The 25115-nt window shown below is 37.6% G+C and carries 23 protein-coding genes; 1 reads left to right on the top strand and 22 read right to left on the bottom strand.

What is annotated here, in order from left to right:
• Nucleotides 1-8: 8 nt before the first annotated feature.
• The 15 genes from FZC41_RS13265 to FZC41_RS13335 form a co-directional block, all read right to left on the bottom strand.
• Complete coding sequence (locus FZC41_RS13265; RefSeq protein ID WP_148567904.1) at nt 9-1550, bottom strand: Eco57I restriction-modification methylase domain-containing protein; 1542 nt, start codon at nt 1548-1550, stop codon at nt 9-11.
• Nucleotides 1551-1846: 296 nt separating this feature from the next.
• Entirely contained in the window at nt 1847-3838 is a 1992-nt protein-coding gene (locus FZC41_RS13270; protein WP_148567906.1) for a tetratricopeptide repeat protein, read from the bottom strand.
• A gap of 231 nt (nt 3839-4069) precedes the next feature.
• Nucleotides 4070-5428 (bottom strand): 23S rRNA (uracil(1939)-C(5))-methyltransferase RlmD, encoded by a 1359-nt coding sequence (rlmD, locus tag FZC41_RS13275; RefSeq protein WP_148567908.1) that lies wholly within the window; start codon nt 5426-5428, stop codon nt 4070-4072.
• Nucleotides 5415-6017 (bottom strand): TetR/AcrR family transcriptional regulator C-terminal domain-containing protein, encoded by a 603-nt coding sequence (locus FZC41_RS13280; RefSeq protein WP_148567910.1) that lies wholly within the window; start codon nt 6015-6017, stop codon nt 5415-5417. The genes rlmD and FZC41_RS13280 overlap by 14 nt, the downstream gene beginning before the upstream one ends.
• Before the next feature lie 250 nt (nt 6018-6267).
• Nucleotides 6268-8337 carry a YhgE/Pip family protein gene (locus FZC41_RS13285; protein WP_170253991.1) on the bottom strand — a complete coding sequence of 690 codons (2070 nt, stop codon included), beginning with the start codon at nt 8335-8337 and terminating at the stop codon, nt 6268-6270.
• 260 nt (nt 8338-8597) lie between these two features.
• Nucleotides 8598-8918: a thioredoxin gene (gene trxA, locus FZC41_RS13290; RefSeq protein ID WP_148567913.1), complete on the bottom strand. Its 321-nt coding sequence runs from the start codon at nt 8916-8918 to the stop codon at nt 8598-8600.
• 18 nt (nt 8919-8936) lie between these two features.
• Nucleotides 8937-9512 (bottom strand): flavodoxin family protein, encoded by a 576-nt coding sequence (locus FZC41_RS13295; RefSeq protein WP_148567915.1) that lies wholly within the window; start codon nt 9510-9512, stop codon nt 8937-8939.
• A 240-nt stretch (nt 9513-9752) separates the two neighbouring features.
• Entirely contained in the window at nt 9753-10247 is a 495-nt protein-coding gene (locus FZC41_RS13300) for a hypothetical protein (protein ID WP_148567916.1), read from the bottom strand.
• Between the two features lie 95 nt (nt 10248-10342).
• Nucleotides 10343-10504 (bottom strand): rubredoxin, encoded by a 162-nt coding sequence (rd, locus tag FZC41_RS13305; RefSeq protein ID WP_148567918.1) that lies wholly within the window; start codon nt 10502-10504, stop codon nt 10343-10345.
• 181 nt (nt 10505-10685) lie between these two features.
• Nucleotides 10686-10853: a 4Fe-4S binding protein gene (locus FZC41_RS13310; RefSeq protein ID WP_148567920.1), complete on the bottom strand. Its 168-nt coding sequence runs from the start codon at nt 10851-10853 to the stop codon at nt 10686-10688.
• Between the two features lie 59 nt (nt 10854-10912).
• Nucleotides 10913-11761: a PSP1 domain-containing protein gene (locus tag FZC41_RS13315; protein WP_148567922.1), complete on the bottom strand. Its 849-nt coding sequence runs from the start codon at nt 11759-11761 to the stop codon at nt 10913-10915.
• Between the two features lie 5 nt (nt 11762-11766).
• Entirely contained in the window at nt 11767-12753 is a 987-nt protein-coding gene (gene holB / locus FZC41_RS13320) for a DNA polymerase III subunit delta' (protein WP_148567924.1), read from the bottom strand.
• Between the two features lie 24 nt (nt 12754-12777).
• Entirely contained in the window at nt 12778-13086 is a 309-nt protein-coding gene (locus tag FZC41_RS13325) for a DUF2007 domain-containing protein (RefSeq protein WP_148567925.1), read from the bottom strand.
• Complete coding sequence (locus tag FZC41_RS13330; protein WP_148567928.1) at nt 13079-13783, bottom strand: dTMP kinase; 705 nt, start codon at nt 13781-13783, stop codon at nt 13079-13081. The genes FZC41_RS13325 and FZC41_RS13330 overlap by 8 nt, the downstream gene beginning before the upstream one ends.
• Nucleotides 13773-15221: an aminotransferase class I/II-fold pyridoxal phosphate-dependent enzyme gene (locus FZC41_RS13335; RefSeq protein ID WP_148567929.1), complete on the bottom strand. Its 1449-nt coding sequence runs from the start codon at nt 15219-15221 to the stop codon at nt 13773-13775. Before FZC41_RS13335 ends, FZC41_RS13330 begins: the two co-directional genes overlap by 11 nt.
• Before the next feature lie 119 nt (nt 15222-15340).
• Here FZC41_RS13335 and trxA (FZC41_RS13340) point away from each other — a divergent pair, with 119 nt between their 5' ends.
• Complete coding sequence (trxA, locus tag FZC41_RS13340) at nt 15341-15667, top strand: thioredoxin (protein WP_148567930.1); 327 nt, start codon at nt 15341-15343, stop codon at nt 15665-15667.
• Nucleotides 15668-15735: 68 nt separating this feature from the next.
• Here the strand turns inward: trxA (FZC41_RS13340) and metG are convergent, their stop codons facing one another.
• The 7 genes from metG to FZC41_RS13375 all read right to left on the bottom strand — a co-directional run bounded on the left by metG (nt 15736) and on the right by FZC41_RS13375 (nt 25019).
• Nucleotides 15736-17703 (bottom strand): methionine--tRNA ligase, encoded by a 1968-nt coding sequence (metG, locus tag FZC41_RS13345; RefSeq protein ID WP_279235189.1) that lies wholly within the window; start codon nt 17701-17703, stop codon nt 15736-15738.
• Between the two features lie 328 nt (nt 17704-18031).
• Nucleotides 18032-18904, bottom strand: coding sequence for a 16S rRNA (cytidine(1402)-2'-O)-methyltransferase (gene rsmI, locus FZC41_RS13350; RefSeq protein ID WP_338000853.1), 873 nt, complete (start codon nt 18902-18904; stop codon nt 18032-18034).
• A complete protein-coding gene (locus tag FZC41_RS13355; RefSeq protein WP_148567932.1) occupies nt 18876-20264 on the bottom strand; it encodes an NAD(P)/FAD-dependent oxidoreductase in 1389 nt (462 codons plus the stop codon). Before FZC41_RS13355 ends, rsmI begins: the two co-directional genes overlap by 29 nt.
• A 17-nt stretch (nt 20265-20281) precedes the next feature.
• Entirely contained in the window at nt 20282-21637 is a 1356-nt protein-coding gene (gene dnaB / locus FZC41_RS13360; protein WP_205737080.1) for a replicative DNA helicase, read from the bottom strand.
• A gap of 12 nt (nt 21638-21649) precedes the next feature.
• Nucleotides 21650-22099, bottom strand: a complete 450-nt coding sequence (gene rplI / locus FZC41_RS13365) for a 50S ribosomal protein L9 (RefSeq protein ID WP_148567934.1) — start codon at nt 22097-22099, stop codon at nt 21650-21652.
• Nucleotides 22096-24069, bottom strand: a complete 1974-nt coding sequence (locus tag FZC41_RS13370) for a DHH family phosphoesterase (protein WP_148567935.1) — start codon at nt 24067-24069, stop codon at nt 22096-22098. The genes rplI and FZC41_RS13370 overlap by 4 nt, the downstream gene beginning before the upstream one ends.
• On the bottom strand, nt 24066-25019 hold the full coding sequence (locus FZC41_RS13375) for a YybS family protein (protein WP_148567936.1): 954 nt from the start codon (nt 25017-25019) through the stop codon (nt 24066-24068). Before FZC41_RS13375 ends, FZC41_RS13370 begins: the two co-directional genes overlap by 4 nt.
• Between the last annotated feature and the right edge of the window lie 96 nt (nt 25020-25115).

Here is a 25115-nt window from a genome sequence, read left to right on the forward strand (position 1 = left end):
GCACCCCCCTATTGTTTTAGTCTTCTTTTTAAATACCTATTCCTAATATTTTGCAAATCTTGTTTCTGGTCATCTGATAAATTTAAAACTACACTATCGACATAATCAACAATTTCCAAGTAATCACATTTTTGTCTAAACATAGAATCCAAAATCATTACTTGTTCGTAACTCACCTCACAGTATGGCAAGTGCAAATCTTTAAACTCATTGGGAACCAATTCACCAACTCCACCACCATAAAACCGCCCATTATACTCGCATAATACTAATGTCAAAGAATTGTAAAAACAAAAAGCGAATGACGCTTTATCTATGTTTTGATGAAATCTTATATTATATGCAATATCAGTGGTAAATACATTTGCTTGATTAATGATAACTCTTGGTATTAAGTTATATCTTTTAAAAAAGCAAACTTCCCCCCTTTTAATAATTGGAACATCATACCAACGTTTTCGTTTTGAACACTTATATCGCTTACTTATTTCTTTATCTTCACCACTTTTTAAATATTGCTTAAGTTCAGTTGAAAAATTATTTTCTTTTAAATTATTTAAATCTAGCAATATTACTTTTTTCTTCTCAATTAAAAGTGCATCATAATCTTCGCTTGTAAATAATAGCTTGTTTGCTAAATCAGAACTCTTGGATATTATCTGTAAATCGTTTTCTGAATCTCTAAGTTTTCTTGCCATCTCTTGATTAAGAATAAAAAAATCATTTGCACCGGTCACTATCCCAGGAGATATATCGCCGAATTCTCTTATTTTAGGATACCTATCACATATTGTTTTAAGCATTTCGGTTTCAATGTCATTTAAAATGCAATTAGACCATTTAGTTAATGGTTTATTTCTCATTATAGTACTCTCAAAAATCGGCTCCGTATGTGTCAAATTCTTAATCGTTGTATATCTAATAAACGGCTCCAAATTGTTTTCATTCGATAAATATACGAGGCAGACATCTTGCTCAATATGGTCAAATATTTTTTCTTCAAAAGTTATAATCTCAATTGAATTGAATCTTGTCTCAAGGTAATTTCTAAGTTTTTCCGAGTACTGTACCTGTAAAAACTCAAATGGTAAAACAAAAAATATCGACCCATTTGAAGCCAGCAATTTTATAGATGCTAATATAAAGGATACCCATAGATTTTGAAACAAGCTATCTGGCAATGCAAAATATTCCATCAATTCATACGACAGCTGTCTATTGGATTCAAACAAATTTCTTTTGCTTATATATGGAGGATTTCCAATTATTAAATCATAATTTTCTTCGTGAGTAAGAGCATATTCGATAAAATCTGAGGAAGTAACCTGAGTGTTTTCAAATTGGCGCTCTTTTAAATGTTTTGATTTAACTCTGTCAATTTCAATTGCATGAATATTATAATTAAATTTACATAATGCCTCGACGAATCGCCCGTCTCCCGCTGATGGCTCTAAAATTTTAATTATGTCTGCTTTTTTTCTGATAAACGCAATCATATATTCTATTAATTTGCGAGGAGTATAATACGATCCAGTAGTCTTTTCATCCATTTTTCCACTTCCAGTTGTCTTAATTTTATTATCTATTTTTCCTAACCTCTACTATATTTTTATCCGTTTTTCAGAATAGAATATCGTTCGAAATAACTATACTAGGAGCTGCTTCATTTGTTATATCCATCTTTTCAATACGATTCCACTATTTATACCAGTAGATTGCCGCGGACTGAACATTCATAGGGCCTGAATCGAGGACGTTTCGTTTGTCCTATACATCAATCTTTGGACAGGCAAGTCCATCAACTTTCGAGATTTTTGGGGTTGCTCTAACGCCTTATACTAAAATTTTAATCAAATATGTTGTAAATGAAATGATATATTTTGTATTCATTAAATTCCGTTCGATGTCTCGTAACAAAGTATTCGATACTACCTGTACTTTTTATCTGTAATGAATTTAACACGTAACTCGTCTTTCCATTCTTTATATTTTCTAAGTACTTATCTTTAATGCTTCTTTTTTGGCTATTTATCATAAAAATAAATCCACTTTCATCAAATTGGTTTAAATACCTTTCTACAATTTGACCTACAACCTCCTTGTAATCATTTCTCCCCCATATCTTAAACTCAACAACTCTTCTATCATTTTTATTTGTATTTACAATTAAATCCGTTCTTCCTTCCTTTTTCCATTCTTCCGAAGATACTGAATATATTGAGCTAAAAAACACTGCTAATGTATCTCTGAAATCCTCTTCATGCAAAGCAGTAATATCGTTTGATTTGAAATTTCTAACATAACTAGGTACATTATTTTTAATATGCCGTATTGCCTTAGTTACTAATTTACAAAAAGTATCCTCTGTGCAAATAGCATCATTTTGCAATACTGATACAGATGTTGCTATTTCTCTGATTTTGCCCGAAAATTCACTGCAAACCAATTTTATTTTATCAACACTTTTTTTTCGTAATTCATCTATAAAATAACATTCTTTGGAATCATATTCATATGCCTTATATATAGTACCCAACTTATATAAACACTGCATAAACGTTGATAAGAGATAGTTGCTTTTTTTAATCCTTAATCTTTCAATGTAATCATATAATGTTAAGATTTCATTATTATCTCCCTTAAATAAATATTTTAATAAAAATTTAATATATTTTAAGAACAGAGAAATTACTTTCTTGTACTCATAGATGAAATCATTATCCTCGCTACTTAATATCTCATTCCTTAATATATCTATTTTACAGATTTTTTCATCAATATTTACCTCTATCATAGCGTCACTAAATATCAAGTTAAGACTTTGTATGATTTTTATTAATATAATGTATACCTTTGTAATTTTTTTTAAACTTTCTTCAAATATGCTTTTAGAATTAAAAACTATAACTTCTCTTTCTACATCGTTTACTATAGGATTTAATAACTTAAACGATTTGCTATAGTCCATCTCCTCAAAATACCGAATTGCTCTATTTAAATCACAGCAAATACTAATTAATTTCAAATAATAAGTGTTCTTCTCTGCATCTTTATCATTCTTTATTTCATTTTCATATTTTTTCTTATGTAGTCCCAATTCTTTAAATAGCATATCACTAGAACATACGCCGCATAAAAATAATTGATGTTCCACATAAGTATTAATACCTATAATATTAAACTTATTTGGATTATTTAAATATACATCGGTTGCTTTCTTTACCAATAAATATGCTTCTTCATAATTATCTTCTAATATAATACTTATTTGTGCCTGATTTCTATATGCTGGCGGAAATTGGAATTTTTCTAAACAATTTTTATAGTAAACTCTTGCGTCTTCATATTTCCTATTATGGAATAATGCCAATGCATAATTATATAATGACAAATAGTCATCATGGTCAAGCAACATTTTTCTAAGTTCTAACTCTTTTTCATAATTTCCAAGATAAAAATAAGCCAAACTTAAACAACCCTGTAATTCACATATTTCATTTGCATCTGTAACGTAATTTAATAAAAACATACTATATTTTTTAACATCTTTCCATGCTTCTCTATCTACTGATAATGCCATACATCTTCCGATTACATTCTTTGCATATTCCATAATCTCAATAACACAATAGTTCCCTGTTCTAATTATTAAATTATACATAATTTCTGCTATCATTTTAACATTGTAATATTCATCTTTATTTTGCACATTAAGAGAAAAATATTGAGAAAATTCAATTATTTCTTGAATCGTATAACGTGATAATTGCTCCTCAAAAAAAAACATTTTACCATCTTCATACAAATGCTTTAATTCTACAAAATCTTTTCTTATCATATAATGACCTATTATCCCTCATCTCCTTTCCTCTACAAGTTGCTGATGCGAATAGTTTTAACACTATGCTCACATACACAAATTTCTTATTATTTATTACATATCTACCACTACGAGTTCAATTCCCACACTAACCTTAATTTTATTTATTATCTGTTTTTCCAGTACATTTACCTCCTTACAGAGTAAATTTACACAGCATGTTTAAATAAGTGCGTAAAATCAAGGTTTCTAGGTATCTGTGCGACATATCAACACAACGGTCTCAACATGCCCGGTATGCGGAAACATATCAACGCACTGTACTTTTTTCACTTCATAACCGGCTTCCACAAAAAACGGCAGATCCCTTGCCAAAGAAGTCGCTTTACAGGACACATATATAAAAATCTTGGGCTTAAAATCCAAAATTTTAAAAATCGATTTGGGATGAACGCCATCCCGTGGTGGATCTAAAATAATCACATCGGCCTTATATGCCAGTTTTTCAACTTCCGTCAGAACATCCCCTGCAAAAAATTCGCAATTATCCATACCATTCTTTTTTGCATTAATTTTGGCAGCCGCCACGGCTTCTGCTACTATTTCAATTCCCACTACTTTTTTAGCAACCGGAGCCAATACCTGCGCAATGGTTCCGGTTCCACAATATAAATCATAAATTATTTCATTTTGATCCTGCCCAACGAAATCCCGAATGACAGCATAAAGTTTTTCGGCTCCAAGCGTGTTGGTTTGAAAGAATGAGAAACTGGTAATTTCAAAAGTTAATCCTAAAATCCGGTCTTTAATCTTATCATCGCCATACAGAACCGTTACTTTTTCTGCCTTTACCACATCCGCAACCCCATCATTTTGAGTATAAAGGATCCCTCGAATTTGTCCTTTCAACGGCACGTTTACCAGACTTTTAACAAACGCCTCTTCCGCAAGTGTCCCCTGAGTGGTGGTCACAAGATTAACCAGTATGTCACCTGTGTGTTTTCCTTTTCGAACAACAAGATGCCTTAAATAGCCAAGATGACTTCGTTTATGAAAATACGTTTCATCTGTTTTTAAGAAAAACTCAAGCACAACTTTTTGAATTTTATTAAAATCTTCATCCACGAGTAGGCAGTCATCTGTTTTGACAATGTTATAAAAACTTCCCTGTTCATGAAGACCCAACATCAATGGACCATCTTTTTCATTATCTCCAAAAGAATATTCCATCTTGTTTCGATAACTAAACACTTCCGGACTGGGAACAATCCCCTCATATTGAAAGCCTTCAATCCCTGCCTCTTCTAACAAATCAAGCACGTACTTTTCTTTAAGCTTCAACTGTTGTTGATAAGATAGATTTTGATAACTGCATCCTCCACATTTGGAAAAAACTTGACAGGGTGGGTCTATTTCATTTGGTGCTTTTTCCAGCACTTCTAAAATTCGCCCCTCATACTTTTTTCTTTTTTTGGCAATATTAACTAACACACGTTGCCCGGGAAGACCATTTTTAATAATAATTTTTTTTCCGTCTGCCATTCCCCATGAACTGCCGGGAAAAATAACCCCATCTATTTTTATTTCAGTTATTTCATTTTTTTTCATTAATCGTCTCCTTATTTGACTTGGCTAATTCTTGAAAATATCTTGAAACTGCTAACATTCTGCTGTCATAAATAATATCCTTTATATTTTGTGTGATTTCCTCAGGTGATTGTTTCATGCCCTGCTGCACCCAATCATTAATCATTCCGACAATCCCGTAAGAAATAAACTCTGCAATAAACGTCTTTTTCTCATCCTTCATCTCTAAATTCGTTATAAAGTGTTCAATAAATTCCAAGAAAATCCCCTTGGATACTGAAAATAAGTAATTCTTAAATTCATCACTATAGATGTCTTTTAACGTTGTCTGATAAAACAGAGCATCCTCTTTCATGGTGGTCAAGAGGTCCAGAACTTTTATGTCCCAGTTTTCAATACTTAGATCTTGAGTGATCACCATGATCGCCTCCTGATAATATATCCAATTTACAAGAGCATATTTATCCTGAAAATGATAATAAAAAGTCTGGCGATTAAGACCACACTGATTTGTGATATCTGAAATCGTAATTTTTTCAAATGGTTTAATTTTTAGAAGATTTTTCAATCCATTGGCAATGGCTTTTTTCGTAATTGATGATTCTGACAAATTCTAACTCCTCTTGATGTTTTTAAAAAATATTATAACATAATACATCAAATATTTATGTCAATTATTTTTAATTTCACCCAGTAAAACATTTCTTTCTTATTAAACTTAGTTCTTGGACCATTCTCAATCATGAGTTTACATTTACTTGGCAATTCCGACAAAAAAAGAACCTATATGAATAGATTTTTTAGTATCCATTCCATAGGTTCTATTTTTTTAATAACTGGTTTATGTTTAAACGATGTTTTTAAAACAATTCATCTGAATCCAACTCATTGCTAACCATAATTGTTTTTTTATCCGCTTTTCTTTTTTTGAAAACTGACAATAGAATCGTACCAGTAAAGAAGACAACGAAAAAGATGATCAGAATAATGAAGCTATTCCAGAATTCATCGGTAATGACCCCGCTGATTGAATCTTTAAACACCTTAACCGAGTAGGTCATCGGCATAAAAGGATATAACACGTTGAAAAATTTTGGCAATGTTTCCATTGGGAAGGTTCCGCCGCAGGAGGTTAACTGCAGAATCAGCAGCAGCAGGGCCGCCAGCTTGCCGAGATCACCCATATGGACAATACAGAACTGAACAATTGCGAAAAAGGTCATGGATACCAGGCAGGCTGAAATGAAGTACAGTCCCTGGTGACCAATTTGTAGTCCCAGCGCATATTTGATGATGACTTCCAATAAAACAGCCTGGGTAAAAGCGATCACCAAATAAAGAAAGCTTCGAATTACTTTATTTGAACTGTCCCGGGATAAGATGTTGAATTTCTTGTCGGCGTCAAAATAGATGCCGAAGAAGATGATTAAGGCGCCAACCCAGAGGGACAGCGACATAAAGTAGGGTGTGAAGTAAGCGCCGTAATTGGGGATCGGATTGATCACATCACTTTCAACCGTCACCGGGGCACTGACGAACGTCCCCAGGCCATTTAATTTTGAAGCATCGGCATTGGCCGTATCAATGGAGGTGATCACGCCATTCTGGGCGGTAGTGATGCCGCTGTTAAGGGTGGTCTGGCCATTCGCCAAAGTGGCGGCGCCGTTGGCCAGAGTGGTGGTTCCATCGGCCAGGGTGGTCGCGCCGTCGGCCAGGGCGGTGGCGCCATTGGCCACGGTACTGACACCGTTGGCCAGGGTGGCGGCTCCGGATGAAATACTGTCAGCCGCCGTATTCAACTGACCGGAAGCGGCACTGACGGTTGTAATTCCGCTGTCTATCTGACTGGTACCGGCGGATAAACCGGCCGCACCCTGAGCAATTGATTCGGCGGCACCGTTTAACTGAACTCCGGCACTCTGTAATTCCTGAATCTGCTCGGCATTATCGCTGGAAGACATTTTCTGTATGAACGCCGCAAATTGTGGGTCCTGCATCAGCTCAGGATGCTCCTGAACAAAGTAAGAAATGAAAGCGGAGGTCTGACTCACACTGCCAATCAGCGAGTCGACACCAGCCGTATAGGCCTGAATTCCGTCGTCCAGCTGGTCCGTTCCCGCCGCCAGGGTCTGGGCTCCGGTATTCAACTGGGCCGAACCGCTTTTAAGGGTGCTGAGGCCGGTATTGAAATCAGAGAATTTTGAAGCAAACTGCGCGGTTCCGGACTGCAGGGTCTGGGATCCGTCGGCCAGGGTTTGGGTTCCATCCGCCAGCGTCTGAGTTCCATCCGCCAGCGTCTGCGAACCATTCGCCACGGTCTGGGATCCGTCTGCCAACGTCCGGGACCCGTCCACCAGCTGGGACGATCCATCCGCCAGTTGCGTCAGCCCATCATTCAAAGTTCCCAATTGTCCGGGAACTTCGGCCACCTGATCCGTTAAATGATTGACAATTTCCGCAGCGATATTTTCTCTGAGACCGGTTTCCATTTGCAGGACGGCCCGGCTTAAAATCTGACTGGCCAGATAATTGCGCTTTTCATTTGCCGAGAACGTAATGGTTGCCGTCTGTTTGGTTTTATCGGCCGCCGAAGCGATATCGCTGGAAAAATTACTGGGAATACTAATCATTGCATAGTATTTTGTTCCCTCCGTATTGATGGTGGCATCTGTTTCATTGGTGACAATATAATCAAATGAACCGTCATCCTTTAATTGATCAACAAATTCATTCCCCAGATTTCGCTGTTCATTATTGATGAGGGCTCCCGAATCATTGTTGACAACCGCAATGGGTAAACCTTCAAGTTTTGAATAAGGATCCCAAAAGGCACTGAGATAGAAATAACTATACATAAGAGGTATGATGATAACCCCGATAATGACAGCGATCCGTTGAATATTCCGTTTAGTCATACTTTTTTTGTTCATAACCGACTCCTTTTCTTTTGCTTCATGCAGTATAGCACTCTGTATTATCATTGTAATTAGACTATTAGTCTCCAATGTCTGATAATACGACAAAATCTTTCAATTGTCTATGTACAAAAGCATCATTCAGAAAGGTAGTCGTTTTCATTTGAATCGCTATTTTTCGCAAACAAAATAGATGCTGGTACTCATCAGTTTGTAACACAAAAAAAGACCACCTCCGCTTTAGAAGTGATCTCACTTTGCTTGTATATTTTTATTTATCCTGCATAATAGTTTAACTTATCCACCAAAATATTTTTAGATTGAAGACCAACGATGGTTTCAACAACTTGGCCATCTTTAAATATCTTCATTGTTGGAACGCTCATCACCCGGTATTCCTTGGCGAGTGCCTGACTCTGATCAATATCAACCTTATATATATGAACTTTATCCTTTAACAAAACGGATACTTCTTCTAAAACGGGAGCAAGTGCTTTGCAGGGTCCACACCATGTCGCAAAAAAATCTATCAATATTACCCCTTTGCTATTTAGTACCAATTCGTTAAATTCAATTTGATCTATTACTTTTGCCATCGTCTTTTTCTCCTTTAATTAATTTTCGTTATCGGCAACGATTTCGTTAACTTTTTCACCAATTTTCTGAAGACTTTCCAACCCATTTTTATTTTCTAATACACTGACTTCATCAGTATGGGAAAACTTAACAAATCCAATTTCTTCACAATTAAGGTATTTTTTATACCATTCGAGGGTATTTTCCATTGCTTGAAATTGTCGTGGATAATGCGGTGCACCACCAACGCCAATCACCACCAACTTCTTCTTTTTTATAATTGAACGATCTTTCAGATTGTACAACATTTGGGTGCGATCAATCAGTGCTTTTATTTTAGACGGGAATGCGCTAAAATAAATAGGACTTGCAATAATCAATAAATCGCAAGTTTCTATTCTTTTATAGACATCTGGCATCGCATCATCTTTGATGATACATTCTCCCTGGTGCTCCACACAATAATCACAGGCCTTACAAGGTTCAATTTTTATTTTATTAACATTATATAGATGTAATTCATAATCAGCGTCAATTTGTTTTAAAAAAAAGTCCAATGCTTTTTGGGTATTATGACCATTTCGATGACTTCCCATTATTGCTACAATTTCCATTTCGTTTTTCCCTTCTTTCATTAATCCTATGCTATTTAAAAAGTATTATACCCGATTTATAATCATAATAACAATAACATTATTTTCTCATTTGTAAATATTCAGCTAATAAATTCTCTTTTTCAAAAAATAAAAAAACCGAAGCCGTGTGAAAAGCATTCGGTTTTTTCTAAAAACTTTGAAAGAGGGTAACTTGTTATAGCTAAATAATACTCTATCAAGCTTAAGTCTTCCTTAAAGCTATCTTATTTTGACTAGTTTTTTTAAAGAATCATAGAAGTTTCCCGAACATTGTATTTTTATTGAGCAAATTTTTCCTTGTCGTTCATAGAGAACAGTATATTTTCGTTTTCCTTCAATATTTGTTAAGGTGAAGTTTTGTTTTGTACCTTCGACTTTTACGACATCTTCTATTGGAAGTATTTTTTTTATATCATTGATTCTAATTTCTGAAACTGTTTTTTTAAAGAATACTATTTTTCGATCAATGATTAACCGATCATGGGTAAGTAACATTTCAAAACTTGTAGTAACATAACGCAATGATAATAAAAACAAACCTATCATCACAACCAAACAAACAACGCCTATAATTGTTTTTAACTGATAATCCGCTACGTTATTTATAACCTGGTTATACAAAAATGTATAACCGACAAGAACCAGTATCATTATTATTAATGTCGGGATACTGATTTGTTTACTCTCCAAAGTTTCACGTGCCTTAACTGACATAATTCCTCCATTATTTTATATTGAATTTCATTATACCCCAATGATCCCATAAAAAAAAGAGCTTAAGCCCTTTTTTATGGGATCATTGACTGGAATTAATCTTCTAATGAAAATTCGTCTTTATCTACACCACACAATGGGCAAATCCAAGCATCGGGGAGATCTTCAAAGGCTGTTCCCGGATTAATTTCATGATCTGGATCCCCAAGTTCCGGATCATAGATGTAACCACAGATATCGCATACATATTTTTGCATTCTTTCCTCCAGCAGATATTCATAATATCTAAATTTCTTTCTTCTATTTTTTTAAATTATATACCCAGATGATTTTCATTCTAACACAATTATTTTGAAAAACTTAGCATTAAAACTCTCATAGCAAAGTTAAAGGCACCTTTTAGATTTCTCTAAAAGGCGCCTTTTTTAACTTTGCTAACTATTCCTGGACAATTGCTTCTACTGGACATTGTTCTGCACATGTACCGCATTCGGTACATTTATCTGCATCAATAACGTAGATATCGCCTTCAGAAATTGCTTCTGACGGACACTCATCCGCGCATGAGCCACAAGCAATACATTCATCTGTAATTCTATAAGCCATCGAAAATCCCTCCTTTTAGCATTTACAACATATTTATTATATCCTTTTTTGTATTGAAATCAAGATGATTCTTTGTCTTTTTTGACTTTTTCGTATTTTTTTACTTCAATTTCCTCTAAAAGATATTTTTTTACCTCAGTTTCATCTTTATTAACTTGTATTTTAACGAAAACGGTTTCTTGAAGTATGCTTAGCTTAAATACTTCGCCTTCTCCGTCTGCAGTAATAACTTTTTGCCCGACCTTTGGCAATTTCTTGGAAACCGATTCGTAAAATTCTTGCTCATAGGTTAAGCAGCATAACAGACGTCCGCAAATACCTGAAATTTTTGTAGAATTCAAAGATAAGTTTTGCTCTTTTGCCATCTTTATGGACACCGGCGTAAAGTCGCCCAACCATTGCGCACAGCAGGTAGTCCGGCCGCAGACCCCTAATCCTTTAAAGATTTTTGCTTCGTCACGAACGCCTATTTGTCTAAGCTCAATTCGTACTTTGAATATGGATGCCAGGTCTTTCACCAGCTCTCTAAAATCAACCCGTCCTTCCGCAGTAAAATAAAATATTGCTTTTTTTTGATCAAATGTATACTCCACATCGATCAGTTTCATTTCAAGCTTATGTTTTTTTGCCTTTGTGATGAAAATTTCTCTTGCATCAACTTCATTCCGCTTAAGTTTTTCATATTCAAGGGTATCTTTTTCTGTGGCCTTGCGAATAACCGGTTTTACCGGTGCTACAATCTCATCATCATCCACTTCTCTTGCTGTTAAGGCAATTTCTCCATATTCAATTCCTCTGACCGTTTCAACAATAACCGGATCAAACTGATTAAACACAATATCTAATGGATCGAAGTAATATATTTTTCCAACCTTTTTAAATCGTACACCGACGACTGATTTTCCCATTGGATTTATCCTTTCTGAATTTTCATTATCTTAATGAAACACTTTTCCCATTGCAATCTTAAGTTAACATTATATTGTATTGTTGCCATCATTTCAAATAATGTTTTAATAATGGCTTTATTTTTTTCATTTTGAAGTATTTTATGAAACTCAATCTGTATTTTATTTGGTTTTGCCTCACCTGGCAGCGGTTGTCCTTCCAGCAGAAGGCCTACTTCATAAAACCAATTAATTAAAAACTCAAGTATCTCCTGGCTGGTTATTTTATCCTTTGACAAGGCTTCTGCTAAAGAAAAAACTTTAATCTCATTTCCTCTCAAAAGGCTGTAAATCTCTCTGAGATAATGGATTCTTTCCTCTCGTATCTCACGGTTGTTTAAAAGATAATATGCCATCCCCGGGGAACCCCCGGCAGAAAGAGCCGCTTCATTAATTGCCTGGCTGTCAAACTCTGTTTCTTCCTGAAAAATTTTTTCAATTTCTTCACAACTAAGCGGCTGAAAATGATAACTTTGACATCGAGATCGAATCGTTGGCAGGAGCGATTGCGGATGGCTGGTTAAAAGGATAAAGATATTATAACTCAACGGTTCTTCCAGCGACTTTAGCAGACTATTCTGGGCTTCCGGCGTCATTGTTTCTGCGCCATCAATAATTACAATGCGCCAATTTCCTGAGTAGGGTTTAACCGACAAATCACTGATCATTTCCCGAATCTGGTTAATCTTAATGCTGACCTCTCCGGTTTTAGGCGTAATCACATTCACATCTGGATGATTTTCGTGATCAATCTGGATACATACTGGACAATGTCCACAAGGTTTCTTTTCCGTATCTAAACAAAGAAGCGCTTTGGCAAATTCTTTAGCGGCTTTCTTCTTTCCAATCCCATCCATTCCGGAAAAAAGATAGGCATGGCCAACCGCGCCTCCAGCTATTTCTTTTTCCAGATGGTTTGTAATGGTTTGATGTCCAACTATTTTTTCAAACATTATTTCTCCCCCAATTAAACCTACTTAATTAGGCTTGTTTTTTTCCTCATCGTCTTCGTCGCCATCCTGTGCCAGCTCTAATTCTTCATCCAATTCAGCATTAAATTTTTCATAATCCAGTAGCATCGCCGCTTCGTCATAGTCGCTATCTCTTACAAATACTTCAATATGTGCCGGGGTAAAATTTCCCATAAAAATACTTCGAATCGGTCCACCAAACCCTTTTTCCTTCGTAATCACCGGAATTCCATTGACGCTTAGATAATTTTTTAGCAAAAGAAATTCAATATCAGTGGTGGCCATCGTTAAATATATATATTGATCTTCAATCATTTGATTGACTCTCCTTTGTCTTTATACAATTCCAAATTTCTTCATGAATACTTTCAATGCTTCTTAATTTTCCCTGGTGAACACAGTTAATTTCTGTCCATCCATATTCATGAACCAAGGCCAAGGCGCTTTTATATGAATCCCTTAAATGTTCAGGACTTTTCTCATGAATATCTTTTTCCTGTTTTCCGGTTATTTTATTGTTGCGATTTTTCATCAACTCTTCATTAATTTCCGGAGGAATGTTTAAAAAGAAAACCTGATCCGGAATGGGTAACCCATAGAGGTTAAATTCATAATCCCAGAGCCAATCGAGAAATTTTTTCCGCTCTTTTTCATCTTGAATTTTACCAGCCTGATGAACCATATTTGAGGTTGTATATCGATCAGCCAATACCGTGCCACCCTGGTTTAAAAAATCCTCACAGTCTTCTTTGTAAGACGCGTATCGGTCAGCTGCATAAAAAGTCGAGGCGATATAAGGACTTACTGTACTGGGATCTGCTCCAAAGGCCCCACTTAAGTACAATTTTACCATGGCTGAGGATTCTTTGTCATATCTTGGATAAGAAACCATCATGACTTTTTCTCCCTGTTTCACCAACCGATCATAGAGCAATTTGGTTTGAGTTTCCTTGCCGCTGCCATCCACCCCTTCAATGACCATAAGCTGGCCTTTATGTTTTTTATGATTCATGAATTGCTCCCTTTTCTTTAAGTAATAAAAGTTCCCGATTCCCATCGATTCCCACCACCGCCACGCCTTGATCCAATAAACGGCTTAAATAGCCCAGTATTTCCGGTGTCATTCTGCTCCCCGGCAGCAATACCGGTATTCCCGGGGGATAGGGAATAATAAACGCTGCTGCTAAACGGCCTTCGGCATCTTGTAAGGATTCTCTTTCCGTAGCATCCGAAGTAAGTGCTTCCCATAAGGGAACTTCCGTTTTTATCGATTCGGTCAACCGATTTTTTTGAGCTTGACCATTCTTCTTTCCAACCGGTCTTCCGGGAAAATCGTGAAGCTTAATCTTATCATTCAACTCCCAAACGGCTTGAGTTAAACGCTCTAAATCTTCTGATGTGGTCCCCATCCCGGTCATGGCCAATACATCATCATCACCTGACATTTCACATTGTATGCCATATTCTTCTGAAAGCAACGTTTCTACCTGTTCTCCTGATATTCCCTGAGTATGAAAGAGCCATTTGCTGCGGTCATAACCGGTGTCTGATTCCACTTCATCATATAACGTGATCGGAGCACTTTTTTCCTGATTTTGACAGAATCTCCGATGTGCTTGAATTATTTTTTCAAATACGGCTTCCCCTTTTTCATAGGCCATATCCACCGCTTCTTCAACAGAAATCATTAAGGGATAGCTGGGGGATGAGCTTTGCAGTAAAGCAAGGAATGATTTTATCCGCTGCCGATTAATCCGTTCTCCTTTGAAATGCATCAAAGCGCTTTGGGTAAACGATCCTAAAATTTTATGGGTACTTTGAATCACCACGTCAGCTCCTGCTGTTATCGCATCCATGGGAAGCTTGTTATTAAAATGCAAATGCGCGCCATGAGCCTCATCCACAATCAGAAATTTTCCCTTCCTATGAAGCAGCTCGGCGATGGCCTTTACGTCACTCGTTGTTCCATAATAAGTTGGATTAGTTAGAACCATCCCTGCTATTTTCGAATTTTCTGCCAGTGCTTTTTTTACACTTTCCAGCTCTATTTTTTGTGCAAAGCCCATATCCTTTTGGATTTTCGGATTGATAAAAACTCCTTCAATTCGGCCTAAAGCCAAGGCCCCAAATACTGAGCGATGACAATTTACCGGCACCAGAAGTTGATCTCCGGATACACACGCTCCCAAAATGGCGCTGTGTATCCCCGTGGTAGTGCCATTTATTAAAATTGCAGCTTCATCACTGTTATAGATTTTTGCTAATTTCCGCTGTACGGCTCCAATCACACCATGGACATCATGAAGATTGTCTGCACCCGGAATTTCGGTGATATCATAGGCATAAAAATCGAAGTCTTCCCCGCGTCCTTTATGTCCCGGCATATAAAAGCGCCGCTTATTCTTTTTATTTATTTTTTCCAGTTCTTTTTTCAATATACTTTTGTTCATTTCTCTATTTTAACACAAAGGCCTTCCTTTAATAGTAGAAATTTATCTTTTATCCTTTTATCTTTACCAGAATTATTATATAATATGTGAGCAAATACAATTTATAAGGAGTAATGAAAATGTCCAATGAAAAAACGATTAACATCAATATGGAAAATTTCGAAACCGAGATCTTATCCTATAATGGAGCGGTCATGGTGGATTTTTGGGCAGAATGGTGTGGACCTTGCAAAGCACTGTCCCCAACAATAGACGAAATTGCTCTGGCACTTCCTGACGGCATGAAAGTATGCAAAATCAATGTGGATGAAAATCAAACACTTGCCCAACAGTTTAGAGTCATGAGTATTCCTACCGTCGTTTTCTTTAAGAACGGTGAAGCGGTGAATCGTTTTGTCGGCGTTCGTGAAAAGAGCGAATATATTGATGCGATAAAAAGCCTTTAAAATTCAACTTATTCTTAAAAGCACGCAATGGCTGATCAGCCATTGCGTGCTTTTTTAAATAGTAATTATTAGGAAACTTTTCCACCAGATGGAATACCGTCAACTGTTACCAGAGACAACTTTTTGCCTTTTGTAGCCGCCAAAATCATGCCGTTGGATTCGATGCCACGAAGGTTTACCGGTTTTAAGTTTGCTACCAAAATAACTGTTTTCCCAACCAGTTCCTCGGGCTTGTAATATTTAGCAATTCCGGATACCACCTGACGTTTTTCCGATCCTACCATTAATTGCAGCACGAGTAAGCGATCTGCGTCGGGATGGGGTTCGCAGGCCACTATTTCAGCCACGCGAAGCTGTACCCTGGCAAAATCATCAATGGTGATGAGTCCTTCTGGAAGCGCTTCTGAATCTTCTTTTGCTTCTTTTTTATTTTCCGTTTTTTTGTTTTCTTTGGTTGCTTCTTCTTTCTTATTCAATTCAATTCTGGGGAATAAGGCTTCGCTCCGTTTGACTACAATCCCTTCCGGGAATCCTCCGAATTTTTGAATGCTTTCCCAGGTCAGACAATCACTTGGACAGTTTAACTGGACTGCCATTTTTTCTGCCGTTTGAGGCATCGCGGAAGAAATAAGGACGGTGACAATGCGCAGGCATTCGGTTAGATTATACATAACCTGAGCAAGTCTTCCCTTCTTTTCCGGATCTTTACCCAATACCCAAGGTTGGGTTTCATCAATATACTTGTTTGAACGGGAGATAAGTTTCCAAATTTCCTCTAAAGCTCTGCTGAAATCAAGCTTGTCCATGTATTCACTTACCACTTCAGGTGTCTTTTTTGCCAATTCAATCAGACTGTCATCAAATTCACCCTTTTCGCGTTCGGCCGGGATAATCCCATCAAAGTACTTTTCTGTCATCGCTAAGGTTCGACTGAGCAAATTCCCTAAATCATTGGCCAGATCTGAATTAATATGGCTGACTAAAAGATCTTCATTGTAAACGCCGTCGGAACCATAATTCATTTCTCGAAGGACATGATAACGCAAAGCATCGACTCCGTATTTATCCACTAATGTCACAGGATCCACAACATTACCCACAGATTTCGACATTTTTCCGCCTTTTAAGAGAATCCAGCCATGTCCGTATACTTTTTTTGGCAGCGGCAACTTTAATGCCATGAGAATAATTGGCCAATAAATCGTATGGAAACGAATTATATCTTTTCCAACTAAATGAACATCTGCCGGCCAATATCTGTTCATTAAATCTGGTTTATCGTTTAGGTAGCCAAGGGCCGAAATATAGTTGGGAAGGGCGTCAATCCATACATAGACGACGTGTCCGGGATCAAAGTCTACCGGTACGCCCCAGCTGAAAGAGGTTCTGGAAACACACAGATCCTGAAGCCCCGGCTTAATGAAATTGTTGATCATTTCATTTTTTCGGGACTCCGGCTGGATGAAATCCGGATTTTCTTCGATGTGTTTTAACAGATCATCCGCATATTTTGACATTTTAAAGAAATAGGCTTCTTCGGATGCTTTTTCCACCGGTCGTCCACAATCCGGGCATTTTCCATCAACTAACTGACTTTCTGTCCAAAATGATTCGCAAGGCGTACAGTACATGCCTTCGTAGTTGGATTTATAAATATCCCCCTGATCATAGAGTTTTTTAAAAATCCGTTGAATGGTTTTCTCATGTTCGGGATCGGTGGTTCGAATAAACTGATCATAATTGATATTCATTGTGTCCCAAAGATTTTTAATCCCTGCGACAACCCCATCCACATACTCTTTTGGCGACACACCTGCTGCTGCCGCCGCTTTTTGTATCTTTTGCCCATGTTCATCGGTTCCTGTTAATAAGTATGCATCATACCCTTTCAACTTTTTAAACCGGGTTATGGTATCCGCAGCCACAGTGGTATAGGTATGTCCAATGTGCAGATTCCCGCTGGGGTAATAAATCGGGGTTGTGATGTAAAATGTTTTATCTGACATAATTTTCTCCTTAGTTTTTTGTTTCTTAATTTCAAAGCTCGCTGAACTTTGTTCGCAAAAAAACCTTCGTCCAGTCAAGGGCGAAGGTTTCGCGTTACCACCTTAGTTCACATCATTCTCACAAATAATGCCTTCATAAGTCTATTAAACTTTAAGTTTTATCGCTTGCAAGCGGTTTGAGTTTAGAGTTTTCCTCACTCACACTTACTCCAAGGCCATCTTCAATGCTTTTTCTGTCGCCGGCTTTCACCTGTTCCGGCTCTCTTTTGACAAGTCCAGTATTTACTCTTCTCTTCATCATAATTCTATATTTGGTTATTCTTAATTATACTGTATATCAAAATATTTTCAAGTGCTTTTATCGCTTGACAACATTATAAACATCCCGTTTCGAGATTCCCCGATCCTTGGCAACCTGTTTCATGGCCTCTTTTTCGGGGATTCCTTCATTTAAATAATGCGCTAAATGGTCTTCTATACTTAACCCCTCAATTTCAAGGTTTGTAATGGTGCTTGCTTCTTCGGCGGTTTTTCCCTCAATACAGAGAACGTATTCCCCTCGGGGTGTACGTTCCTGAAAATACTGAATGTGTTCCGATATGGAGCCGTATATGGTTTCTTCGTATCGTTTTGTTATTTCCCTGGAAATGCTCATTTGACGATGACCCAAACCGAATTTTTCCAAGGCCTCCAGGGTTTTTGTCAATCGATGAGGGGATTCATAAAGAACAGTGCTAACATCCGCCTCTTCAATCCGTTTTAGGCCCTCTTTAATGGCTTTATTTTCTTTACCCAAAAAACCAAGAAACAAAAATGCCCGTGTATCCAAACCGGAAAGCACTAAACCGCAAAGCCCGGCATTAGGTCCCGGAACCACCTCCATGGCAATACCATTTTCGACGCAGCTCTTTACCAGTACCGATCCCGGATCTGAAATAAGAGGCATCCCGGCATCCGAGATAAGGGCTATATTCTGCCCCTGTTTTAAAAGCGCTATCAGGCCTTCACTTGATTTTTGTTCATTATGCTGATGATAAGCCACCATTTTTTTAGGAATTTCAAAATGATTAAGCAGTTTGATGGAATGTCGGGTATCTTCCGCTGCAATCAGATCCACCTCTTTGAGCACTCTTAACGCCCGAATGCTCATATCGTCCAAATTACCAATGGGGGTTCCCACAATATAAAGTTTCCCTGTCATATTAATCGTTATAGAGATTTCGCGCGACATAAACACCATTCGCGGATGCCTGCATCAAGCCTCGGGTTATACCGGCGCCATCTCCCAAAACATAGAGATTCTTAACACTGGATTGGAAGTTTTCATCCACAGTCACCTTGTTTGAATAAAACTTCACTTCAACCCCGTATAACAAGGTTTCATCACTGGCAAGGCCTGGTGATACATGATCCAGAGCTTTAATCATTTCATCAATATCCTTCATAATCCGATACGGAAGAACGAGACATAAATCGCCGGGTACTGCATCAATTAAAGTTGGTCGAAGATTATTGCGTAAAAGGCGCTCTTCTGTCGTCCGTCGACCTCTTAAAAAATCACCATAACGCTGTACCATAATCTTATTACCGGTTAACATGTTTCCCAGGCTGGCAATGTGCTTTCCATAAGCAACGGCTTCATTAAACGGTTCTGTAAAACTCTTCGATACCAACAACGCAAAATTGGTATTGTTGGTTTTTAAATTGTCCGCTTTATAGCTGTGACCATTTACCACTGCCAGGTGATTGTCATAATATTCCGTCGACACCACACCTCCGGGATTTGAGCAGAAAGTACGCACACTGTCATCAAAAGTTGGTGTATAATAAACCAGTTTTCCTTCATACAAGGCGTCATTAATTTCCTGCATCACCTCATTACGTGTTTCCAAACGAATGCCAATATCAATTTTTCCGACCTTGGTTTCCACCTTGTATTCATCACACATGGTTGTGAACCACTCCGATCCGTCTCGACCAACCGCAACAAGGACCTTGTCCGCCGTGTACGTTTCGTCTTTTGCCACGACCCCCACAACCGTGTTGTCTTCAACGACTAATTTCTGAACCGGTGTTCTGAATTTAATTTCAACGCCTAAATCGTTGATTAAATAGTTCTGAATCCGCTGATAAATGGTATAACCGACCTCGGTACCCATATGACGTACCGGGCATTCAATGAGCTTCAAGTTATTTTGAATAGCTTTGGTTCGAATCTCTCTTATTTTTTGAGGATTATCTAGTCCATGAACCCGTTTATCTGCTCCAAACTGAATATAAAGACTGTCAACATATTTTATCAGATCAACCGTATTATTATAACCAATATACGCGGGAAGCTCACCGCCAACATCTGGCGACAGCGATAGCTTCCCGTCAGAATAAGCCCCGGCTCCGGCAAAACCAGTTGTTATATTACAGGGGTTGCATCCCATACACTTATTTGTTTTTCGTTTGGGACAAATTCGTTTTTCGATGGCATTTCCTTTTTCCAGCATTAATATTTTTAAATTTTTATTTTTATTTTTTAATTCCATTGCTGCAAAAATACCGCTTGGTCCTGCACCAATAATAATGACATCATAATTCATTGTATCACTTCCTTTAATTAAGCAAACACATCCGGTCCATAATCCTCTTCATTAAATCCTACCGCCAAATCGTTGAATTTTGTATACTCTGGAATCCATGCTAACCGAATGGTTCCCGTCGGGCCATTACGCTGTTTGGCAATGTTTATCTCAGCAATGTTTTTTAATTCCGGATTTTTTTCATAATAGTATTCCCGGAACAATAGCATCACCACATCCGCATCCTGTTCAATCGATCCTGATTCTCGTAAATCCGACATAACCGGATGATGATCGGTTCGTGCATCTGGCGCACGACTCAACTGGGATAAGGCAATCACAGGCGCATTCATTTCTCTCGCCAGCGCTTTTAATCCTCGGGACATTTCAGAAATTTCATTTTGGCGATTTTCAGTTCTTCCGCCTCCGCCCATTAGTTGCAGATAATCAATGACGATCAAATCCAGCGACTTCTCTGTTTTCAACCGGCGACATTTTGAACGTACTTCCGAAACTGTAATTCCCGGCGTGTCATCGATATAAATACTGGCCCCATAGAGCGTATTATAACCAACGACTATCCGCTCCCAATCTTCCTTGGATAAATTTCCCGTTCGCACGTTATTGCTGTCCACCAGGGCTGTTGCGCAGAGCATACGCTGTACCAATTGCTCTTTGGCCATTTCCAAACTGAACACTGCCACTGAACAATTATCTTTCACTGCTGCATTTTGAGCAATATTAAGTGCAAAGGCCGTTTTCCCCATAGAAGGCCGCGCCGCTACAATAATCAAATCCGAAGGCTGTAATCCGGAGGTAATATGATTCAACTCCGCAAAACCGGTTTCGATACCCGTAAGCTTTCCTTTATTGCTTTCAATTGCTTCAATTTGAGAAAGCGTCGTGCTGAGGGTTTCCTGAATACTCTGAAAATCTCCGGTCCGACGGCCCTGGGAAACTTTGAAAATTTCCTGTTCCGCTCGATCAATGACGTCCCCAACATTATCGTAGTGCCCATAGCTATCTTCTAATATCTGGGTTGCTGTGTGAATCAGATTTCGAATAACCGCTTTCTCATGAACGATTTGACAGTACTCCACATAATTTCGATTAATTGGCACCATCTCAATCAATTCGCTGAGATAGCCAATTCCTCCGATTTTATCAAGCACGCCCCGATTTCTTAAGACATTGATCAAGGTAACCGTATCGATCGGTTTTCTTTCGTTGTGAAGATCCAGCATACACTGATAAATTTCTTTGTGTGCCCCCCGATAAAAGTCATCCGGAGATAACAGCTCTTCAGCCCGGGCAATATTCGACTCCTCCATGAGGATGGCGCCTAAAACGGATTGTTCTGCTTCAATATTATGTGGGGGAACTTTTGGATTCATCACACTTGGCTCCTAGGCTTCGCCTTTTACAACAACTGTCAAATTACCGATGATCCCCTGATAAGTCTTGATTTTAACTTCAATGCGTCCCACATTGCGAATCGGCATTTCGAGTTCAACCTTCCGCTTATCCACTTTTATTCCTTTTTCTTTTTCCAATATTTCCGTAATATCTTTACTGGTCACTGAGCCAAAAAGTTTACCATCTTCACCGGCACGCTCGGTAATTGTTATTTCCGTTTCATCAATTTTTTTGGCCAAGGCAATGGCTTCCTGCCGCTCTTCTTCTATTCGCTTAATTTCTGCTATTTTTTCTTTTTCTGCCAGCGCAATGTTTTCTTTGTTTCCAATGACGCCTTTTTTGGTTTTTATCAGGAAATTTCTGCCATAACCATCCTTTACTTCTACAACGTCTCCCTTATTTCCAATATTTTTAACATTCTCTAATAAAACAACTTTCATGATTCATTCTCCTTCTTGTATTTTTTTATTGCTGTTAGTAGCAAGTCTATCCCAACTTCAAGGTCTTTTTCTCCTGGAAATTGTGCCCCGGCAATCGCTAAGTGTCCGCCGCCGCCTAATTTTTCTAGAATAATTTGAACATTGACATCGCCCATAGATCGGGCGCTGATGGCAAGTCCCTCATCATTTTTTAGGATAATAAAAGAAGCCACAATTCCCTTAATGTTTAAGAGTTCATCGGCAGCCTGGGCAGCGATGACCTTTCCATAATCTGAGTTGTTCTCAAAAGTCGATATGGCAATGTTGTCAAAATATATTTTTGCATTCTTTACTGCATCCGATTTCGCCGTATAGGTGTTTAAATCATCCTGTAAAAGGATTTTACTGACAATGGTATCGGCACCCTTTCTTCTTAAATAGGATGCGGCTTCGAAAGTCCTAACGCCGGTCTTAAGGGTAAACATCTTGGTGTCCATACAAATTCCCGCCATCAGAGCATTTGCCTCAATCTGATTCAATTGACTCTTTTCGCCAAAATACTGAAGCAGTTCCGTCACCAATTCACAAGTTGAAGAGGCGTAGGCTTCGGTGTAATTTAACAACGTATTACTAATGGCTTTTCCTGATCGTCGATGGTGGTCAATCACAACAATTTTTGTTATTTGATCGATTAATCCAGGCATTTCTAAATAATTAACGTTTTGGGTATCTAAAACAATTAATAACGTATTTTTCGTCCCATAGCTTTCAGCTTCTTTTGGTGTAATAAAAGCTTCCTGATAGGCCTCATTTTCTAAAAGATAATCAAAAAGAGACTTAATTGAATAATTGATTTCCTTGACAACTATTTTTCCATCTTTTCCCAAGGCTTTACAGGCTCCCAGCAAACCCACCGCACTGCCTAAACAATCCATGTCGGGATTCTGGTGCCCCATTAACAGCACATGGTCAGCCTCTTTAATTAATTCTTTTAAACCATATGCCTTAACCCTGGCTTTTACCTTGGTTCTTTTTTCAGTGGCTTCGGTTTTTCCTCCATAAAAGGACATTTTTTCATCCCGTCTAACGACTGCCTGATCTCCCCCTCGAGCTAAAGCAATATCCAAAGCTGAATGTGACAATTCCTGAGATTCTACAATTCCCATGATATTTTCAGGAATGCCAATGCCAATACTTAAGGTAATCGGTATTTTTTCATCATTTTCGATTTCTCGGACTGCATCCAGTATTTTAAAGTTCTCTTTTTCCAAAGAACAGATTTTTCCACGTTCAAAAATCATTAAATAGCGATCACTTTCGTATTCAATAATGACACTTCCCAATTGTTTCGCCCATTCATTGAGTTTGAGATCTACTTTTCCTAATATTGCAGAACGTTTGTGGCTGGGAATTTTTTCAATGATCTCATCATAATTATCATTGACAATATAGCAAAACAATGGCGAATTTTTCCGGTAAAGCTGTCTCTCTCTGCTTTGCTCTGTTATATCAAAAAAATGAAGTAATTCAAAGCTATGAACGCTGTCTGAAAAAGCATTCGTTACAACGCCATAGTCACTTTCTCCATAATGGAATGTGAAATCCTCCTGTTTTTTTGCGTCTAGCAAACTAATACCCAATTCATCAACAATATTTTTTTTAAAAAGACCTTCCTTCTCATTTTTAAAGGCTTTTCCAAATGCTTGATTATACCAATAAATGATGCCTTCGCTATCAACAATAACCATCGCTATCGGCATTTCATACATACGTTCCTGATTTATTTGATCCAGGTCACTGTATATTTCCTCGATAGCCTTGTCAATTTTTATTTCATCAAAGGAGGTATTTTTTGTGTAATAAATAATCAGTACTGCAAAAGCTATGCCACCAATGATTCCAAAATATATGTTGTAAAAACTAAGAACGATGGATAAAATTAGCACAATAACGATGGCCAACCAAACGATTTCTTTCTTTGTTTCTTTCATTTTTTTTGGGTCTCCCTTCGAAAAATCATGCGAAGCCCCAGGTAAACATCCGCAACGCCTAATAGTGTTACAATGGATTGAAGGAGCAAGGCCACAAAAACAACTAAAATCTTCAAACCTTTATTATTAACTTTTTTATATTCCATAAAATCGAAAATAAATGAAATTCCCATCACTAGGAAAATCAGGTCAATGAAAACAATGAACGTGTAAATATAGATATCCGGTATTGCTGTTATTTGAAAAACACTGATGATGAAATCTCCGACAATGAAAATTGCCAGAAAGTACTTAAGTGATGCTGGTATTTTCCACTGAGACAAGGGTTTAAATCCTTGCACCGGATAACCAATCCGTTTTAAAATAAAATCACAAACGACAATATTAACCGTAGAGAATAGAACCGGCAACAATAATAATGTACTCGGCAATACCAGTTTCAGTGTTTGCATTCTGGCGTCCATCATATCTTTTAATGTTGTCAATTGGCTGGCATCGATCATGTTTGATGTTTCATAAATGTTCATCACTTCTTTGGTGCTGGTTTCCATCATTTGGAATATGTAATTTGTAAAATTCACACCCATAATGAATTGGTAGCCTAAAACCACTGCGATTAAGAGGATTCCAAAACCAACGGCACCTACAATCACTTTTTGTACAGGGGAAATGTCCTTGTAATAGGCAAACCCTAAACTGCATCCCACAAAAAACATCAGCGCTCCAAATGACAGTGCGACAATGGGATCCATAAACAAAAAAATTAAAATGGTTGCTGCCAAACTTGAAATAATGCTCACCTTAAGTCCCTGTCGTTTTCCCAGAACGACCATGGGAACAGGGATAAAAAATACTAATATGACTAAAAAAGGAATGTAATAGCAAATCAAAGTAAGTATTACTGCTAGTGCACAAAATAGTGCCCCTTCTGTGATTCCTCGAGTTTTCATTAATCCTCCAACTTGACAAGTCTATAATTCTCCCAGATGCACTCAAATTATGCACCTAAACTAACTGATACATTATATCACAATAAAATAAAATGC

It is taken from the genome of Acetobacterium paludosum (assembly GCF_008086595.1).
GTDB classification, from domain to species: Bacteria; Bacillota; Clostridia; order Eubacteriales; family Eubacteriaceae; genus Acetobacterium; species Acetobacterium paludosum.

Coding starts and splice junctions, on each gene's coding strand:
- FZC41_RS13295 (WP_148567915.1), bottom strand. CDS start 9,512: ATGGAAATTGTAGCAATAATGGGAAGTCATCGAAATGGTCATAATACC.
- FZC41_RS13330 (WP_148567928.1), bottom strand. CDS start 13,783: ATGAATCATAAAAAACATAAAGGCCAGCTTATGGTCATTGAAGGGGTG.
- dnaB (WP_205737080.1), bottom strand. CDS start 21,637: ATGAATCCAAAAGTTCCCCCACATAATATTGAAGCAGAACAATCCGTT.
- FZC41_RS13285 (WP_170253991.1), bottom strand. CDS start 8,337: ATGAACAAAAAAAGTATGACTAAACGGAATATTCAACGGATCGCTGTC.
- holB (WP_148567924.1), bottom strand. CDS start 12,753: ATGTTTGAAAAAATAGTTGGACATCAAACCATTACAAACCATCTGGAA.
- FZC41_RS13315 (WP_148567922.1), bottom strand. CDS start 11,761: ATGGGAAAATCAGTCGTCGGTGTACGATTTAAAAAGGTTGGAAAAATA.
- rd (WP_148567918.1), bottom strand. CDS start 10,504: ATGCAAAAATATGTATGCGATATCTGTGGTTACATCTATGATCCGGAA.
- rsmI (WP_338000853.1), bottom strand. CDS start 18,904: ATGTCGCGCGAAATCTCTATAACGATTAATATGACAGGGAAACTTTAT.
- FZC41_RS13370 (WP_148567935.1), bottom strand. CDS start 24,069: ATGAAAGAAACAAAGAAAGAAATCGTTTGGTTGGCCATCGTTATTGTG.
- FZC41_RS13310 (WP_148567920.1), bottom strand. CDS start 10,853: ATGGCTTATAGAATTACAGATGAATGTATTGCTTGTGGCTCATGCGCG.
- trxA (WP_148567930.1), top strand. CDS start 15,341: ATGTCCAATGAAAAAACGATTAACATCAATATGGAAAATTTCGAAACC.
- FZC41_RS13355 (WP_148567932.1), bottom strand. CDS start 20,264: ATGAATTATGATGTCATTATTATTGGTGCAGGACCAAGCGGTATTTTT.
- FZC41_RS13300 (WP_148567916.1), bottom strand. CDS start 10,247: ATGTCAGTTAAGGCACGTGAAACTTTGGAGAGTAAACAAATCAGTATC.
- FZC41_RS13270 (WP_148567906.1), bottom strand. CDS start 3,838: ATGATAAGAAAAGATTTTGTAGAATTAAAGCATTTGTATGAAGATGGT.
- trxA (WP_148567913.1), bottom strand. CDS start 8,918: ATGGCAAAAGTAATAGATCAAATTGAATTTAACGAATTGGTACTAAAT.
- FZC41_RS13325 (WP_148567925.1), bottom strand. CDS start 13,086: ATGATTGAAGATCAATATATATATTTAACGATGGCCACCACTGATATT.
- rlmD (WP_148567908.1), bottom strand. CDS start 5,428: ATGAAAAAAAATGAAATAACTGAAATAAAAATAGATGGGGTTATTTTT.
- rplI (WP_148567934.1), bottom strand. CDS start 22,099: ATGAAAGTTGTTTTATTAGAGAATGTTAAAAATATTGGAAATAAGGGA.
- FZC41_RS13335 (WP_148567929.1), bottom strand. CDS start 15,221: ATGAACAAAAGTATATTGAAAAAAGAACTGGAAAAAATAAATAAAAAG.
- FZC41_RS13265 (WP_148567904.1), bottom strand. CDS start 1,550: ATGGATGAAAAGACTACTGGATCGTATTATACTCCTCGCAAATTAATA.
- FZC41_RS13375 (WP_148567936.1), bottom strand. CDS start 25,019: ATGAAAACTCGAGGAATCACAGAAGGGGCACTATTTTGTGCACTAGCA.